Annotated in this window: 10 protein-coding genes; 9 read left to right on the top strand and 1 reads right to left on the bottom strand. The window is 48.6% G+C overall.

Translation table 11 applies throughout. From position 1 onward, the window contains the following. The first annotated feature begins 152 nt into the window (after positions 1-152). From BM607_RS01165 to BM607_RS01175, 3 genes are all read left to right on the top strand, one after another. Positions 153-1370, top strand: a complete 1218-nt coding sequence (locus BM607_RS01165) for a choline transporter (RefSeq protein ID WP_071939148.1) — start codon at positions 153-155, stop codon at positions 1368-1370. 14 nt (positions 1371-1384) lie between these two features. Further along, on the top strand, positions 1385-2089 hold the full coding sequence (locus tag BM607_RS01170; RefSeq protein ID WP_071939147.1) for a TorF family putative porin: 705 nt from the start codon (positions 1385-1387) through the stop codon (positions 2087-2089). A gap of 91 nt (positions 2090-2180) precedes the next feature. Next, entirely contained in the window at positions 2181-2657 is a 477-nt protein-coding gene (locus BM607_RS01175; RefSeq protein WP_011846259.1) for a MarR family transcriptional regulator, read from the top strand. 128 nt (positions 2658-2785) lie between these two features. Here BM607_RS01175 and BM607_RS01180 read toward each other — a convergent pair whose 3' ends face one another. Next, on the bottom strand, positions 2786-3415 hold the full coding sequence (locus BM607_RS01180; protein WP_071939146.1) for a peptidylprolyl isomerase: 630 nt from the start codon (positions 3413-3415) through the stop codon (positions 2786-2788). Between the two features lie 605 nt (positions 3416-4020). On the opposite strand from BM607_RS01180, the gene malQ reads away from it, so the two are divergent. From malQ to BM607_RS01210, 6 genes are all read left to right on the top strand, one after another. Beyond that, positions 4021-6447, top strand: coding sequence for a 4-alpha-glucanotransferase (gene malQ / locus BM607_RS01185; RefSeq protein ID WP_071939145.1), 2427 nt, complete (start codon positions 4021-4023; stop codon positions 6445-6447). Between the two features lie 114 nt (positions 6448-6561). Continuing rightward, positions 6562-8793, top strand: coding sequence for a 1,4-alpha-glucan branching protein GlgB (gene glgB / locus BM607_RS01190; RefSeq protein ID WP_071939144.1), 2232 nt, complete (start codon positions 6562-6564; stop codon positions 8791-8793). A 1-nt stretch (position 8794) separates the two neighbouring features. Further along, positions 8795-10996, top strand: a complete 2202-nt coding sequence (glgX, locus tag BM607_RS01195; protein WP_071939143.1) for a glycogen debranching protein GlgX — start codon at positions 8795-8797, stop codon at positions 10994-10996. 11 nt (positions 10997-11007) lie between these two features. Next, positions 11008-13539 (top strand): glycogen/starch/alpha-glucan phosphorylase, encoded by a 2532-nt coding sequence (locus BM607_RS01200; protein WP_071939142.1) that lies wholly within the window; start codon positions 11008-11010, stop codon positions 13537-13539. Positions 13540-13722: 183 nt separating this feature from the next. Continuing rightward, positions 13723-14985: a glucose-1-phosphate adenylyltransferase gene (glgC, locus tag BM607_RS01205; protein WP_006080859.1), complete on the top strand. Its 1263-nt coding sequence runs from the start codon at positions 13723-13725 to the stop codon at positions 14983-14985. 198 nt (positions 14986-15183) lie between these two features. Next, positions 15184-16803 (top strand): glycogen/starch synthase, encoded by a 1620-nt coding sequence (locus BM607_RS01210; RefSeq protein ID WP_071939141.1) that lies wholly within the window; start codon positions 15184-15186, stop codon positions 16801-16803. The last annotated feature ends 83 nt before the right edge of the window (positions 16804-16886 follow it).

Genomic DNA, 16886 nt, shown 5'->3' on the forward strand with positions numbered 1-16886 from the left:
TTAAGTAGCGATATTTAAGGCTTGAGGGCAGAGCGCTGCCTTTAAAAATGATTCAGTTTTTTATTATTAAATAAAAACATGGAGTTACATTTTATGGATTCATATCCTCATGCCTACTTATATCCAGTATCGACTGGGACGGAGTGCATCCTATGACCTGGTTATTATCCGCAGGGATACTGTTCACTTTTACCGCGATTGCGTTTGTGATTTATCGCTGGGGTAACATTCGCTGTATCGGTGTGACGCCTGTGCGTACGTTTACCTTTATCGCGATTCTGTTCACCTCTGGCCTTGATGTCGGCTTGATCATGTTTCCGCTGACCGAGTTTGCCGGCTATGCCAATGTGGCGGCGAGTCCTGAATACGGCTTTACCAATCCGCTGGCGATTGAGTTTGGCTTTTGGGCCTTCTTGATTTGGGGTTTCTACTTTTTAACCTGCTTCTATTTTTGTGTGATTGAACCTAGGGTGAAGTTCTTCGACATTCCTTTGGTCAAGTTCATCAATAATATCGTGATTATTGGTACCTGTGCCTTTACCGCCTATTTGTTATTGAGCAATTTGCCCTGGTACTTACCCGAATTAGGTGATGGCGAAACCATAGTCGGTAGCTTTTATTTAATCGTATTTATGGTGATTGCCGCGGCGGTATATTCCAGCACTAGCATACGTTATGTGCGTATTTTGAGCTTAGCCAGCACTTGGTTATTTTTAGGCTTGATTGCCATGATGTGGGCCAGTGCATTTTTATCGGCTGACTCGAGTGTGGGCGAGTTCTTTACGACCTTTGCCATGTTGGGCGACTACTTCGGCAATATTCAACATTTTGTGTTACCCATCAACGACTACCATGAGTTTTATCTGTTCTGGTGGTTTGCGTGGAGCATTATGATTGGTCAATTTACCTCGCGCTTTGTCGGCGGGATGAAAACCTACCAAGTGCTGCTGGCCATGATGGTGTTTCCGTCTATCCCCATCGCTATCTGGTTCACCGTGCTTTATTACTACAGCGCCAATGGGTTAGATACCTCGGGCTTCTATAATCTGGCGATGGTGATTGTAGGGGTGACCTTTGTGATTAACTCACTCGACTCACTGGTACGCCTGTATACCGACAATCTTAATCTGACGATTGAGCGTTTAGGCAAGCTTAAATATGTCAGCTTTAACTTAGTGTTGCTCTGCAGTCTGACATTACTCTTTCAATTAGACTTTCTTCAAATTCAATGGGTTGGTGCAATCGCACTGGGCCTGATCTTTAGCTGTTTTGGTTACATCATGATGACGCAATTGCAAACTGTTCGTGCCATTGAGCGCTCGCCAAAAGAGAACAAAATCGACTTTACTAAAATTGAGCTAGCTAACTAATGGAAAAATTAATAATGAAATCAAAATGTTTTTATCTTGTCGCCGGCGGATTCTTATTGATGTCGACTGCGGCGAATGCCGGATTATCGGCCACTGTGACGGCGACGTCGGATTACACTTTTAACGGTGTCAGCCAAACGGACAACGGCCCAGCACTGCAAGGCAGTTTGGATTACGGGTTTGATTCGGGCTGGTACGTGGGCGGCTTTACCTCGAATGTCGACTTTGGTGGCAGCGATGACACTTGGTTAGAGCTCGATGCCTATGCGGGTAAGTACTTTCAGCTTAACAAGCAACTGAGTCTCGATGTCGGGCTGGCCTATTACACCTACCACGGCGATTCCTTCTCTGATGAGTACAACTATCCTGAGCTGTATAGCAAGCTAGGTTACGACACTTCCCTTGGCCACTCTGAAGCTAAGTTAACCTACACATGGGACTACTTTGGTTTTGGCGGCGGACATTACACTATGTTGCTCGGCCATACGATTAGCGTTGCCGAAGGCCATGATATTCGCTTCAGTGTTGACCGCTCGACGTCACTCGATGAAGACAAATGGTCATGGGATGGCGGTAAATCCTTTAATCACTTCCGCGTTGCCTATATGACCAGCTGGAGCGGCTTTGATTTCAGCCTTGCCGCTGAAGATACCAGCATGAACTTAGATACCAGTGACGAGCGCCTAGTGTTGTCGGTATCGCGCCAATTCATGTTGTAATATAAGGGACTTTTACCATAAAAGTGCCTCCTCTTGGTGAGTTCAGTCGCGCTTTCTGGTAAGGTGCACTGGACAACTGGGACGGGACATTATGGAAAAGTACGAACAACTGCTCATTTCGCTGCGTCGAGTGATACGCGCTATCGACATTCATTCTCGCCAGCTGAACAAACATTCAGGTTTAACTGGGCCGCAATTGATGGTGATGCAAAAAATCGCCCAATTGGATGCGCCATTGGCGAAAACTGTAGCGAAAGAGATCACGTTGAGCCCTGCGACTGTGACGACCATTATCGATCGTCTCGAGGGCCGTGGTTTAGTGATCCGTTTGCGCAGTGAGACTGACAAACGTAAGGTGCATTTATACCTTAGCGATGCGGGACGAGCGCTGTTACAGGACTCACCTAAACCGTTACAGGATCATTTTATTAAGCGTTATCAGAATCTTGAAGAATGGGAACAAAGTCAATTGCTCTCTGCCGTTGAGCGTATCGCGACTATGATGGACGCCGATAAAATTGATGCGGCGCCTATGCTCTTGGTCGGAAAGATCCAAGGCGACGAGTAATCGTTTAGCTCATGGTTTAAATGAATTAGACGCTAAAATCGATTCGTTTTTAAAATGAAAAAGCACTGAAGATTCAGTGCTTTTTTGCTTTTAACTCGATGTCGTTTAGCTGTGCATCTTTTAGATACTTAAGCTGCAGGGCAGCTTGTTTTAGCCACAGAGTTAATCAGGATTTCTTGTACTGGCGTGTTGGCGAAACCACCGCTGTTTTTTGTCGGTACTATGCTGATCTGATCCGCCACATCCATGCCGTCAACCACTTTGCCAAACACGGCATAACCATAATTGCTCGCAGACGCATCCAAATGTGGATTATCTAACACATTGATAAAGAACTGTGATGTTGCAGAATTAGGGTCATCTGTGCGAGCCATGGAGATAGTGCCACGTTTGTTGCTAATACCGACAGCGGCTTCATTCTTGATGGGGGCATCGCCTGGTTTGCTTTTGAGCCCTGTGGTAAAACCGCCGCCTTGGATCATAAAGTTATTAACGGTTCTATGGAATAAGGTGCCGTTATAGAAAGACTTATCAACATACTGCTTAAAGTTTTTACCTGTGATGGGCATGTTCGTTAAGTCAATGGCGAGTGTGATATCGCCTTTTGTGGTTTTCATTAAATAACATACATCCGCAGATAAGGCTGGCGGAGTGGGATCGGGCGTCGGTGGCGTCGGCGTTAGATCACCATCTGTACTTCCTTCACAACCGGTTAAGGCTATGCAGCCGACAAACAGTAATCCTGATAACTTCTTCATTTCATATCCTTATTCTCAATCATCATTGGGGAGTTTCTGCTTTAGCGTTCCATCGAGCGAGCCTCTGGCGGATAAGCGAGGGCATAGCAGGCTCCATGAATGTAATGTTGTTATTATGTTTCTACGCTGTAGCGAGATGAGATGTTGACAGAGGAGAGATAGGCTGTTCAAGTTATAAAGTACAATTGATACAAAGTGTTGCACCGAACTCACTAGTCGATATGTTTTGGGTCTTATTCATTGGGTTTTAGTTCGAATGCTATGACATATAAATGTCTTACGCCTGTCATATTATTTTTATGCCTTAGTTCCCTGCTTAGTGCTTGTCTTTTTTAACTGCCTCTCGTGACTGCTTTTCGTCAAGGCCTTGGGAAGCATGCTTGCCCTCTTGCTGAACGCATGCCCCAAGTTGGTGCGTTCCATGTTTATTATTTCGATTGTCACTGCGCGCGAACTTAACTGAGTGCTTCTAGTAAGTTACTGATTTTTTGAAAAAGTTTTTTGTTATTTCCCTGAAATATTTATGTCATCTTCTTGTTACTTTTGGTTGGCATGGTTACTGTATATCTAAAGCTATGGATGAGCGGTCGCGGGGGCGACAAAATATGGGGCTGGAAAAGTTGCTGTATTTGCGGGGGGTTGGAGCAGAATTTACTGATTGTTTTGGCCAAGAGATCCATATTTCCGAGGTAGACAGGCAAGGTATCTTGACCTGTATGTTACAGGAAAAAAACACTGTGGCAGGGACTGCCATTGATGCTTCTGCTACAGAGGCGTTATCGAGTTATGCTGGGCAGACTAACGTCGATGCGGTATTGACCGAAGCGCTGATCGCCTCACAAATTGACTTGCTGGATGCCCGTCCTTGGACTCAGGTGTTACCCGAATTCCATTGGTGTTTCGTGGATGAACCTTGGATAAGCCTTTGTTTACCTGAAACCTATACTTCAGATCTGAGTGTGGCAATTGAATGCGAACAGGGTGAGTCTATCGTATTTGATGTGCCGTTCTCGGCGCTTAAGTCGATTGGCGATTACCGCATTGAACAAACGCTTTATCTCCACTATCGCCTTGATCTTACGCAACTGGGATTAGCACGCCTCGATTTAGCTGAGGCTAAGACCCAAACTTCCCCTGAACATTCAATGCCCGCTGAGACTGAGGCGGTAAATTTAGCGTCTTATTTCCTGAGCAGCCAAGAGTTCACTAACAACCCAGCCTTAATCAAAAACCAAGACTCATTTGCGCATGCAGCTGACAAAAATGCGAGTGATTTCTCTGTGTTAGGTTTGGGCTTTCATCGCATAGCTTTAAGCTTAAAACATGCTCTAGAGACCAGTGCACAAGTGCCAAGCTCGTCGCTACAGAGCAGTGTGACGGCAGAGGCTGATACCAGCACCTTGTTTTCTGGCACCTTAATGGTGGCACCGCGGGCCGCTTATCAAGGCGTACTCACGGCTGTCGCCCAAGGTAAACGCCATAAACCTTGGGGGATCAGCGTTCAACTCTACAGTTTACGCAGCGAGAGCCAATGGGGCATTGGTGACTTTGGCGATTTAGAACAACTGATCGCGCTGGTGGCGGCGCAGGGAGCGGATTTCATTCAACTCAATCCCTTGCATGCCCTCGACATTGCGGCGCCAGAGCATCCGAGTCCCTATAGTCCGTGCGATCGCCGCAGACTCAATCCTCTTTATATTCAATTACAAAGCGTTCCTGAATACCAAGCACTTACCACTGAATTTTCAAGCGCGACTTGGATAGAGGCCATCGCCTTACTGAATCGTGACAATTGGCTCGATTATCCTAAGGTGAGTGAGCTCAAATACCGTGCCTTTGAGCAGTTATATCGCGTTTTTTGTGAAACCCATTTAGCAAACGACACGCCCAGAGCGCAAAGATTCCATGAGTTTGTGCGTGAGCAGGGCACTGCGCTGCAAGAGTTTGCTCAAGCGGAATACTTACGTAGCCCAAAAGCGTTTGTACAAGAGGAAGGTTTCTATCTTTACCTGCAATTTGTGGCTGAAAACCAGTTACACCTTTGCCAGCTAAAAGCGAAAGAAGTGGGTATGGGGTTGGGATTAATCCGTGATTTGGCCGTTGGCGCAGCGCTGCAGGGCAGTGAAGTACAGGCCAATGCCGAGCAGTTTTGTTTGCATGCCAGTATCGGCGCACCGCCCGATCCCTTTGCGCCCCAAGGGCAAAATTGGGGCTTAACTCCCCTCGATCCGGTGAAGTTGAAACAACATAATTTCAGTCATTTTATCGCCTTGATCCGCGCCAATATGGAAAGCTGTGGTGCCTTGCGTATCGATCACGTGATGGGTTTACTGCGCCTTTGGTGGTGGCCACTGGATAAACAACTCGGCCAGGGTGCCTATGTGTATTATCCCGTCGAAACCATGCTCGCCATCGTTTGCCTTGAGAGCCAACGCGCCCGCTGTGTGGTGATTGGTGAAGACTTAGGGCTAGTGCCACCGGACATTATTCATCGTCTCTACACTTCTGGTATTTATTCCAACGAATTGTTCTATTTCTGCAAAGACCATCAAGGCTTTAAATCACCGGATCAATACAAGTCCCAGAGCCTGATGATACTGGCGAACCACGATGTACCGACTTTAGTCGCTTGGTGGTGTGGCAGCGATTTGCACCTGCGTCGACAGTTATCCCTATTTGATTCTGACGAACAATTGGGCGATGCGCTCGCAGGGCGGGAGCATGAAAAGCAGCAGCTTATTTCACTGTTAGTCGCTCAAGGTCTGTTAGCCGAGGTGACGATAGCCGAACTTGATATTCAAACCTTGCTCACGGCTTGGATGACCCTAGGGGCTCGCGGAAATAGTGCGCTGTACAGCGTGCAACTGTGTGATTTATTAGCCGATCGCCATGCGGTGAACATTCCCGGCACTTGGCTCGAATATCCTAACTGGCAGCGCCGCTTACCTTTGAGTTTAACGCAAGTGTCGGCTTCGCCAGAGATACTGCAGCGATTACAAAATATCGCTGCGGCGAGACAGCTACCGAGTTAATGCTGCTGATCCAGTGCCACATTATGCCATCCCTAAAGGTTCGATATTTAGGGTGTGTTATGCGGATAAAGAGTGCCAATTTGCAAGTTTAATTGACTGATAAACGGAAGAAAAATGATGACTCAAGCCAATGCCTATTTTTACGATGGCGCCGACGTCGCCCTACTTAATGGTCAATACACTGATGTTTTTTCGCTCTTGGGTATGCACAGTGCCAACGAGGGTAAGGCATTAATTGTTCGTTGTTTTTTACGCAATGCCCTCAGTGTGGATGTGATCAGCATTAAAGATGGCCGCAAAGTAGCGAGTCTGGACAAAGTTAACGAGCAGGGATTGTTCGCCGGTACGCTGGGGCGACGCGTCAAACCGTTTCTCTATTTGCTGCGGGTAGAATACCCCCTGTGTCAGCTAGATATAGTCGACCCTTATCAGTTTGATTCACTGCTCAATAGTGACGATATTTACCTGTTTGGTGAAGGCAGCGCCGAGCGCGCCTATGAGTTTTTAGGCGCCAACTGGCGTCAGACCCAAGGCGTTGAAGGTGTGCATTTTTGTGTGTGGGCACCCAATGCCAAACGGGTCTCTGTGGTGGGGGATTTCAACCATTGGGACGATACTCGCCATGTAATGCGCCAACATCTTGCCAATGGTTTGTGGGAGCTATTTCTACCCAATGTGGTTGAAGGCGCCCACTATAAGTTTGATTTGGTTTATCAAAATGGTGAGCGTCATACCAAGTCCGACCCCATGGCGACTCAAATGGAATGCGCGCCCCATAATGCTTCTATCGTGCCCCCAAAAGCCCATCACAGTTGGAATGATACCGCTTGGATGAGTAAACGCGCGGCGACTGCTTGGCATAAAGCGCCCATGTCGGCCTACGAAGTGCACTTAGGTTCGTGGCGTCGTAAGGGGGATCAAGGCGAGCAATATCTTGATTATCAAGACTTGATTGAACAGCTGATTCCCTATGTGAAGGATCAAGGTTTTACCCACATTGAATTGATGCCGATCAGCGAGTTTCCCTTCGATGGTTCGTGGGGATATCAGCCTGTGGGTCTCTATGCACCGACCCACAGATTTGGCGATGCCAATGGGTTAAAAGCCTTTGTGGATGCCTGCCATCAGGCGGGAATTGGTATCATCCTCGATTGGGTGTCGGCGCATTTTCCTAAGGATCCCCACGGCTTAGTGCGTTTCGATGGCACTTGTTTGTATGAGCATGAAGATCCTCGCAAGGGCACACATCCCGATTGGGATACCCTGATTTATAACTATGATCGCGGTGAAGTGCGCAGCTTCTTGTTGAGTAATGCCTGTTACTGGCTGCGGGAGTTTCATTTCGATGGCCTGCGTCTCGATGCCGTATCTTCCATGTTGTACCTCGATTACAGCCGCGAGCCGGGCCAATGGCTGCCCAATGCCTATGGTGGACGGGAGAATCTCGAAGCCATTAGTTTCTTACAAATTTTGAATCAACGCCTGTACCAAGCTTTCCCCGGCATTTGCATGATTGCCGAAGAGTCCACCGCTTTTGCGGGGGTGACTAAGCCGACGGATCAGCAAGGTCTCGGCTTTGGCTTTAAATGGAACATGGGCTGGATGAATGACAGCTTAAGCTACTTAGGCCGAGATCCGCTTTACCGCCAATTCCACCATCATCAATTGACCTTCAGTTTGATGTACGCCTATACCGAGCAATTTATGTTGTCCGTGAGTCACGATGAAGTGGTCCACGGCAAGGGCTCTTTGCTGCATAAAATTCCCGGTGACGATTGGCAGAAATTTGCGACCCTGCGTGCCTATTACGGTTTTATGTGGGGGCATCCCGGTAAGAAATTACTCTTTATGGGCTGCGAGTTTGGTCAGCGAAATGAGTGGAACCATAACCAGAGTTTAGATTGGCACTTATTGGCTTATGAACCGCACCAAGGTGTGCAACGTTGGCTTAAAGATCTCAATCACTTATATCAAGCTATGCCTGCTTTATCAGTTCAGGATTACGATGGGGCAGGATTCAGTTGGCTAGATTGTGAAAATAGCCGCGATAGCATCTTTACCTTTGTGCGTTACGGGTTAGCGGGTGATGCGCCGTTAGTGTTTGTCATCAACATGACGCCCCAATTGCACACTGGGTTCCGTATTGGTTTGCCCTTGGCGGGGGATTACCGCGAATACCTGAATAGCGATAGCCAGATTTATGGTGGCAGTAACCAAGGTAATGCGGGCACTGTCGTTGCTGAGTCGCTGCCGTGGCAGGGCATGGCGCAGAGCGCGCTGATCACTGTGCCGCCCTTGGGTTGCCTAGTGATAGGGCCTGCAACTGGATTGGCTGAGGCGAACTAGTATGCAAAAGCCAACGGCTGATGATATCAAGCTCAACCCTGACGCTAAACATAACCCTTCTCAAAATGAGAAATGGGCCTTGGGGGCAGGTGAGCCTTTTCCGCTCGGTGCGAGTGTCGAGGGGGATGGCGTCAACTTTGCGTTATTTTCAGCTAACGCGACAGCGGTCGAGTTATGCCTATTTGATGACAATGGCGAGCAAGAAGTCGCGCGTATTGCGTTAACTGAGCAAACCCAGCAAATCTGGCATGTGTTTGTGCAGGGGCTTAAGGCGGGGCAACTCTACGGCTATCGCGTTTATGGCTCCTATGAGCCTCAGCTTGGCCACAGATTTAACCCCAATAAGTTATTGCTCGACCCCTATGCCCGCCAGCTGGTCGGTGAATATAGCGACCATGAGTCTAACTATGGTTACGAGCTGAATCACAAGGATGAAGACTTATCTTTCAGTAAGTTAGATAACGCTGCCCATGTGCCAAAATGTAAGGTTGTGGACATTCGTCCATTAATCGATATCGCCGCTAAGCAGTCGATTCAGCCCGTTGCGACGAGGTTTCAGCCCAACCCCCTAGAGCGCTGCATCATTTATGAGATGCACGTTAAAGGCTTTACGGCGGCGCATCCTGAGATTGAACCTAATAAACGCGCCACCTTTGCGGGTTTAGCGACTCAGCCTGCTATCGATTATTTGGCCGAACTTGGGGTGACGTGCGTCGAGTTACTTCCAGTACAGGCCTTTTTTACTGAGCCGTTTCTGCTCGAGAAAAAGCTTACCAATTATTGGGGCTACAACAGTATCGGTTTTTTTGCCCCTGAGCCGAGTTATCTGTCATCCGACGATATTGGTGAGTTTCGGGCTATGGTTGATGCACTTCACGGTGCGGGTATCGAAGTGATCCTCGATGTGGTCTATAACCACAGCGCCGAGGGCAGTCGACTTGGGCCAACCTTTAGTTTTCGTGGCATAGATAATCTCAGTTATTACCGCCTGCATCCGAACGATAAGCGTTTTTACATTAACGATACGGGTTGCGGAAACACCTTAAATATCAACCATCCACGCATGTTGCAGCTCGTGTTAGATTCGCTGCGTTACTGGGTAGAAATCATGGGCGTCGATGGATTTCGCTTCGACTTAGCGGCCTGCCTAGGTCGCGAGGCCTATGGTTTTGATCCCGGCTCAGGTTTCTTCGATGCATTGTTGCAAGACCCTGTGTTGTGCCGAGTAAAATTGATTGCTGAGCCTTGGGATATTGGCCCTGGCGGTTATCAATTAGGTAATTTCCCCGTGGCCTTTAGCGAGTGGAATGACAGATATAGAGACACTATGCGCCGCTTCTGGCGCGGCGATCACAGCATGTTGCCCGAGTTTGCTCGGCGGTTTCACGGCTCGGGGGATTTCTTCGAGCATGGCGGCCGTCCACCTGCGACCAGTCTTAATTTTTTAACCAGTCACGACGGTTTTACCCTCAAAGATTTAGTGAGTTATACCCAGCGCCACAATTTGGCGAATGGGGAAGATAATCGCGACGGTCACCAAGAAAACTTCAGTCATCATTATGGGATTGAAGGGGAAACCGAAGATAGCGCAATTCTGGCACTTCGCAGTCGTCAACAGCGTAACTTATTGACGACACTATTTTTATCCCAAGGTGTGCCTATGTTGTTGAGTGGCGATGAAACGGGCCGCACCCAGCAAGGTAACAATAATGCCTATTGCCAAGACAATGAACTGAACTGGTTCGATTGGTCGGCAAAGGGCATGGACACTGAGCTGTTAGCCTTTACTCAGCAGCTTATCGCCCTGCGGAAACGTTTCCCGTTGTTATGCGCTAAACGCTTCATTCATGAACAGTTATTGGCCGAATCTTTAGCCGATACCGGTGCTCGCTTAGATTGGTTTAGTCGTCAAGGTGAGCAAATGACCAAGAGCTTGTGGACTGAATCTATGTGCCGCAGTTTATCTGTAGTGCTTTCTGGTGACTTAGAAGGCCAAGGTAAGCAGCAAGCTCTGCTATTGATGGTCAATGCCGACGATAATCCTTTGGCATTTACGCCGCCGACTTTTGAGCACTTGAGTCCGTGGCAATGCCTTATCCATACCCAAACTGAGCCGCTGGATGCTCAGATCTCTACGACGCGATACTTGCTGCAAGATCGCAGTCTCATGCTTTTTCATGCTGATTTGATTTTCAAGAAATGAAGGAATTAACTATGACTGACGAAAGCGAACTGAGCCCAAATACCAGCGAAAAACCCGTATCATCCGCGCCAAAAGCGGCGAGTAAGAAGGCGCCAGTTAAGCGTCAGGCCAAGCCTAAAGCCGTTGAACCCTGTGAGCCCTGCGATGCCTTGCCTGCTTCTTTTGAGCGCCATTTACGTTATGGACTCAGCCGTGGCGAAGGTGTTAGCTGCGAATTATTTCAAGCGTTGGCCTATAGCGTCAAAGAACAGATGCTAGACAATTGGCGTCAGACCCGTGTGGATGACAGTCATTTTCAGCGCAAGCAAGTGGCGTATTTATCCCTCGAATTTTTGATGGGCCGGGCGCTAGGTAATGCACTGCTGAGTCTAGATTTACAGCAAGATAGCCGTGATGCCTTGAGCAACTATGCAGTATCGCTGGAAGAGTTAGAAGAAGCCGAACATGATGCCGGTTTAGGTAACGGCGGTTTAGGTCGATTGGCGGCGTGTTTCCTCGATAGCTGCGCCAGTATGGACTTATCCGTGACGGGTTATGGCATACGTTACGAATATGGCATGTTCGCCCAGAAGATAGTCGACGGTTATCAGGTTGAGCGTCCCGACCGTTGGCTGCGCGAAGGCAATCCGTGGGAAGTGCGCGTCCCCACCCACAACGTGACAGTGCCATTTTTTGGCCACACAGAATCCTATGTCGATAAACAGGGTCGCAGGCACATTATTTGGGTTGAAACCCAAGATGTGCTCGCCGTCGCCTATGACATGCCAGTTCCCGGTTATCGCAATGGACGGGTGAATACCCTGAGATTGTGGAAGGCCGAAGCGACCGATGACTTTGATTTAGCTGAGTTTAACCAAGGCGACTACACAGAAGCCGTGGCCCGTAAAAACTTGGCCGAGCAGATCACTATGGTGCTCTATCCCAATGATGCGAGCGAGAACGGCAAAGAGCTGCGATTACGTCAGCAATACTTTTTATCCTCCGCCAGTTTGCAAGATTTGCTCAAACGTTGGGTGAGTCGTCATGGTCATGATTTCACCCAGTTTGCCGCTAAAAATGTGATGCAGCTGAACGACACTCACCCCAGCATTGCCGTGCCTGAGTTGATGCGGTTATTGATCGACGAATACGGTTTGGAATGGGACAGTGCGTGGGCGATCACCAGCCAGACCATGGCGTACACTAACCATACCCTATTGCCAGAAGCACTAGAGCGTTGGCCCGTGCGCATGATGGCGCAGATGCTGCCACGCATTTTAGAAATCATTTATGAAATCAACGCCCGCTACTTAGATTTAGTCGCCCACCATTGGCCGGGGGACGCTAGCAAACTGGCGAGTATGTCGATTATTCAAGATGGCCCCCATCCTCACGTGCGCATGGCATATCTGGCGATTGTGGCGAGTTTTTCGGTCAACGGCGTCGCGGGTTTACACACGCAACTGCTTAAATCTGGGTTGTTTAAGGATTTCTATGAGTTGTGGCCGCACAAGTTTAATAATCGCACCAATGGCGTGACCCCAAGGCGTTGGCTTGCCCATTGTAACCCTGCCTTAGCTAAGTTATTGACAGCCCATTTAGGTAAAGAATGGGTGACAGATTTAAGCCAGTTAACGGCGCTCAATGCCCTCACGCAGGACACGGCATTTATCCAAAAATGGCGTGATGTGAAGCAAGCTAACAAGGCTTTGCTGGCTAAGATGATTGCTAAAGAATGTGGCGTCGAGTTCGATCCATCTATGTTGTTTGACGTGCAAGTGAAGCGTATTCACGAATATAAACGTCAGCTGCTCAATATCTTACACGTGGTCCATCTCTATCATCAGATCCAACAAGGCCACACCGAAAACATGGTGCCACGTTGCGTGTTGATCGGCGGTAAAGCGGCGCCCGGTTACTTTATGGCTAAGTTGATCATCAAGCTCGCCAGCAATGTCGCCCACATGGTCAATTCCGATCCTTTAGTCACGCCTTACCTACGTTTTGCTTTCTTACCCAATTACAACGTCAGCGCCATGGAAAAAATCTGCCCGGGAACTGACTTATCAGAGCAAATTTCGACCGCGGGTAAAGAAGCATCGGGCACGGGCAATATGAAGTTCATGATGAACGGCGCACTGACGATTGGCACTATGGATGGCGCCAATATCGAGATGTTAGAGGAAGTAGGCTCAGAGAACTTCTTCCTGTTTGGACTCAATGCGGAGCAGGTCTCAGAGGTACGTAACCACTATCATCCACGCAGCATTATTGACGATTCACCGGCGTTATCTGAGGTGATGAAGTTACTCAAAAGTGGTCATTTCAATCTGCTGGAGCCAGGGATTTTCGATCCCATTATTGCCGCCATCGAAAGTAGCGACGATCAATGGATGACGGCCGCTGACTTTGACAGTTATCGAGTCGTGCAAGAAGCCGTGGCGCGGGCCTATAAAGATCCGCAGGTTTGGACGCAAATGAGTATTCGCAATACCGCCGCCAGTGGACGTTTTTCGAGTGATGTGACGATCGCGGGTTATCGCGATGAAATTTGGAAACTGTAAGGGCTGGGCTCTGGGTTATAAGTCTTGTTATAGCGGATGAGTATAAGTGTTTGAAAGGAAAGCAACAATCAATGGAAGGAATGGGGAATGCAAGTGAGAAATACTCAGGGGAATACGGCAGTTTCTGCCGTATCGAGAAGCCATTTATGGGCAATCAGTTTGCCGATTTCGGAGTAAGAGCCTATGTCTAATGTTCGTTATATCAGTAATTTAACTCGTGAAACCTATGCGTTGATTTTAGCTGGTGGGCGCGGGTCTCGCTTGCATGAACTCACGGATTGGCGTGCTAAACCGGCGCTGTATTTCGGTGGTAAGTTTCGTATTATCGATTTTCCGCTGTCTAACTGCATCAACTCAGGTATTCGCCGCGTGGGTGTGGTCACTCAGTACAAGTCGCATTCCTTGATCCGCCATGTAATGCGCGGTTGGGGCCATTTTAAGAAAGAGTTAGGCGAGTCGGTGGAGATTTTACCCGCCTCACAACGCTATTCGGAAAACTGGTATCAAGGCACCGCCGATGCGGTATTCCAAAACATCGACATCATTCGCCACGAGTTACCTAAGTATGTGATGGTGCTATCGGGCGATCATGTGTATCGCATGGATTATGCGGGGTTATTAGCCGCCCATGCCGAGTCGGGTGCAGACATGACAGTCTCATGCCTTGAGGTGCCTATCGCCGAAGCGGCGGGTTCGTTTGGGGTGATGGAAGTCGACGACGAGATGCGCATTTTAGGCTTTGAAGAAAAGCCGCTGCAGCCTAAACATTCTCCGGGCAATCCAGAAATGTGTTTAGCATCTATGGGCAACTATGTGTTTAACACTGAGTTTTTGTTTGACCAGCTCAAGAAAGATGCCCTAAACGAAAGCTCAGATCGCGATTTTGGTAAGGATATTATTCCTGCGATCATCGAAAAACATAATGTGTTCGCCTATCCCTTTAAGAGCGCTTTCCCGAACGAGCAAGCCTATTGGCGCGATGTGGGGACGCTAGACTCTTTCTGGCAAGCGAATATGGAGCTGTTATCGCCCACGCCAGCACTGAATTTGTACGATGCAAAATGGCCAATTTGGACTTTCCAAGAACAATTGCCTCCCGCTAAATTTGTGTTTGATGACGATGACAGACGCGGTATGGCGTTGGACTCGATTGTTTCGGGCGGTTGTATTATTTCGGGTGCGACCGTGCGCCGTAGCGTATTGTTTAACGAAGTACGTGTCTGTTCTTATTCGTTGGTTGAAGATTCAGTCGTGCTACCCGATGTGGTCGTGCTGCGCCATTGCAAAATCAAGAATGCAATACTCGACCGTGGCTGCATTATTCCCGAAGGCATGGTGATAGGTTATAACCACGATCACGACCGAGCCAAAGGTTTTAGGGTGTCGGAAAAAGGCGTCACCTTAGTGACCCGTGACATGCTAGGTTTACCAGTGGGTTATGAATAGCGGTTGCAATTCATCTTTTGAGTCGCCGAGCATAATGTGCACAAACGGCTTAGGAACGGGCTTAAGTTCGAGCTTTAAGTACGGGCTTAAGTTAAGTGTTTAGATTAAGCCCTTAGATTTAGCCCTTAGATTTAGCGCTTAGGTACAGTCAGCTTATTAATAAGCCGCTGAAATGAAGTAGCGGGAGTATCCAATTAATTGAAACAACGCATTTTGATGGTCGCGGCTGAAAACGGTGCCCTTGCGGGCGCCAAGGTTGGCGGTATGGCGGATGTGATCCGTGACTTGCCCGACGCTTTGGCGGGTGTGGATTTGTGCGCCGATGTGATTATGCCAAGCTATGGTTTTTTGACTACGGTCGCGAATCAACCCCAAGATCTGGGGGAGTTAACCGTAGCCTTTGGCGGCCGATTGGAGCGGGTGCATGTGTTTGCCATGCCCCATCCTCAAGTGCCAGAGGCGATGATTTATCTGCTCGAACATGCATTATGGCAATCCGTACCTGGGCAAATTTATAGCCAAGGCAGCGCCGAGCGTCCTTTTGCCGACGATGCAACTAAGTTTGCTTTCCTTTGCGCGAGTGTCGCCACGGCATTAGCCACGGGTCGAGTGCCAATGCCGGCTGTGCTGCATTTACATGATTGGCATGCGGGCTGCTTAGCCATGCTAAGGGCGTTTGTGCCTGAGTTCAGCGCACTTAAACAGATTGAGTGCGTGTTCTCCATCCACAATTTGGCGCTGCAGGGGATACGTCCCCTAAGCCAAGACTCGTCCTCGTTTGCGGCTTGGTTTCCCGAGTTATTTGCGTCTTTAACGCAGGGGCAAAAACAGCTGATCACCGATCCCCGTTATCCCTACTGTGTTAACCCTATGCGCATGGGCATAGTGTTAAGCGACAAAGTGCATTTAGTCTCACCCAGTTATGCCAAGGAAGTGTTGCAGCCCTCCAGACCAGAAGCGGGATTCTTTGGTGGCGAAGGGTTAGAGCATGACTTACAGGTCAAGGCTAATGACGGCAAAGTGGTGGGGATTTTAAATGGCTGTGTATATTCGTCAGTATCGGATTTACCCGCTAAGCCAAAGGCGCGTATTCAAGGGGCTGAGTTCAAACAACTGCTCAGTGCGATTGAGACTGCGTTAGTGCAATGGCAGGGACATCAAACCCAAGTGAGCGGCGTAGATATGATTGCCTTTGCGCGCACGCAAGCCCATTGGCGCCAAGCGATGGCAGAGCAAGTACCGAGCCTGTTACTCACTTCAGTTGGCCGCTTGACCGATCAAAAAGTATTATTGCTGCGCCATCAATTACCCTCGGGTTTATCTGTGCTTGAAACCTTACTTAACGCGTTGAAGCAAACAAAACCGACGGCGCTGCTGATTTTACTCGGCAGCGGCGATGCATCGATTGCTAAGTCCTTTCAAGCGTTAGGAGCTAAATACGATAACCTATTATTTTTGCAGGGATATAACGAGGCGTTATCCGAGGCGCTGTATCAGCATGGCGATCTCTTCTTAATGCCAAGCTCCTTTGAGCCCTGTGGCATCAGTCAAATGCTCGCGATGCGCGCCGGACAGCCTTGCTTGGTGCATGGTGTGGGCGGATTGAAGGATACCGTTGAGGATGGCGTGACTGGCTTTGCTTTTAACGGCAATAGCTTAGACGAGCAAGCCGAAGCGTTTTTGCAAAGGTTGATGCAAGCCATTGCTTGTTTCGAGGGGAAAACATGGTCAAAGGTGCGTGCGGCGGCCATGGCACAGCGTTTTGACTGGCATTCCATTGCTGAACAATATCGTCAACAACTCTATTGCAAAGTGTGATGCAGCATATACAAAGTGTGATGTGGTAAAAGGAATTAGCGCATGATTTCTAAGTGATTCTGCTACACTAGTGAGGGGAATGT

This window comes from Shewanella sp. SACH (assembly GCF_001887095.2).
GTDB lineage: Bacteria > Pseudomonadota > Gammaproteobacteria > Enterobacterales > Shewanellaceae > Shewanella > Shewanella baltica.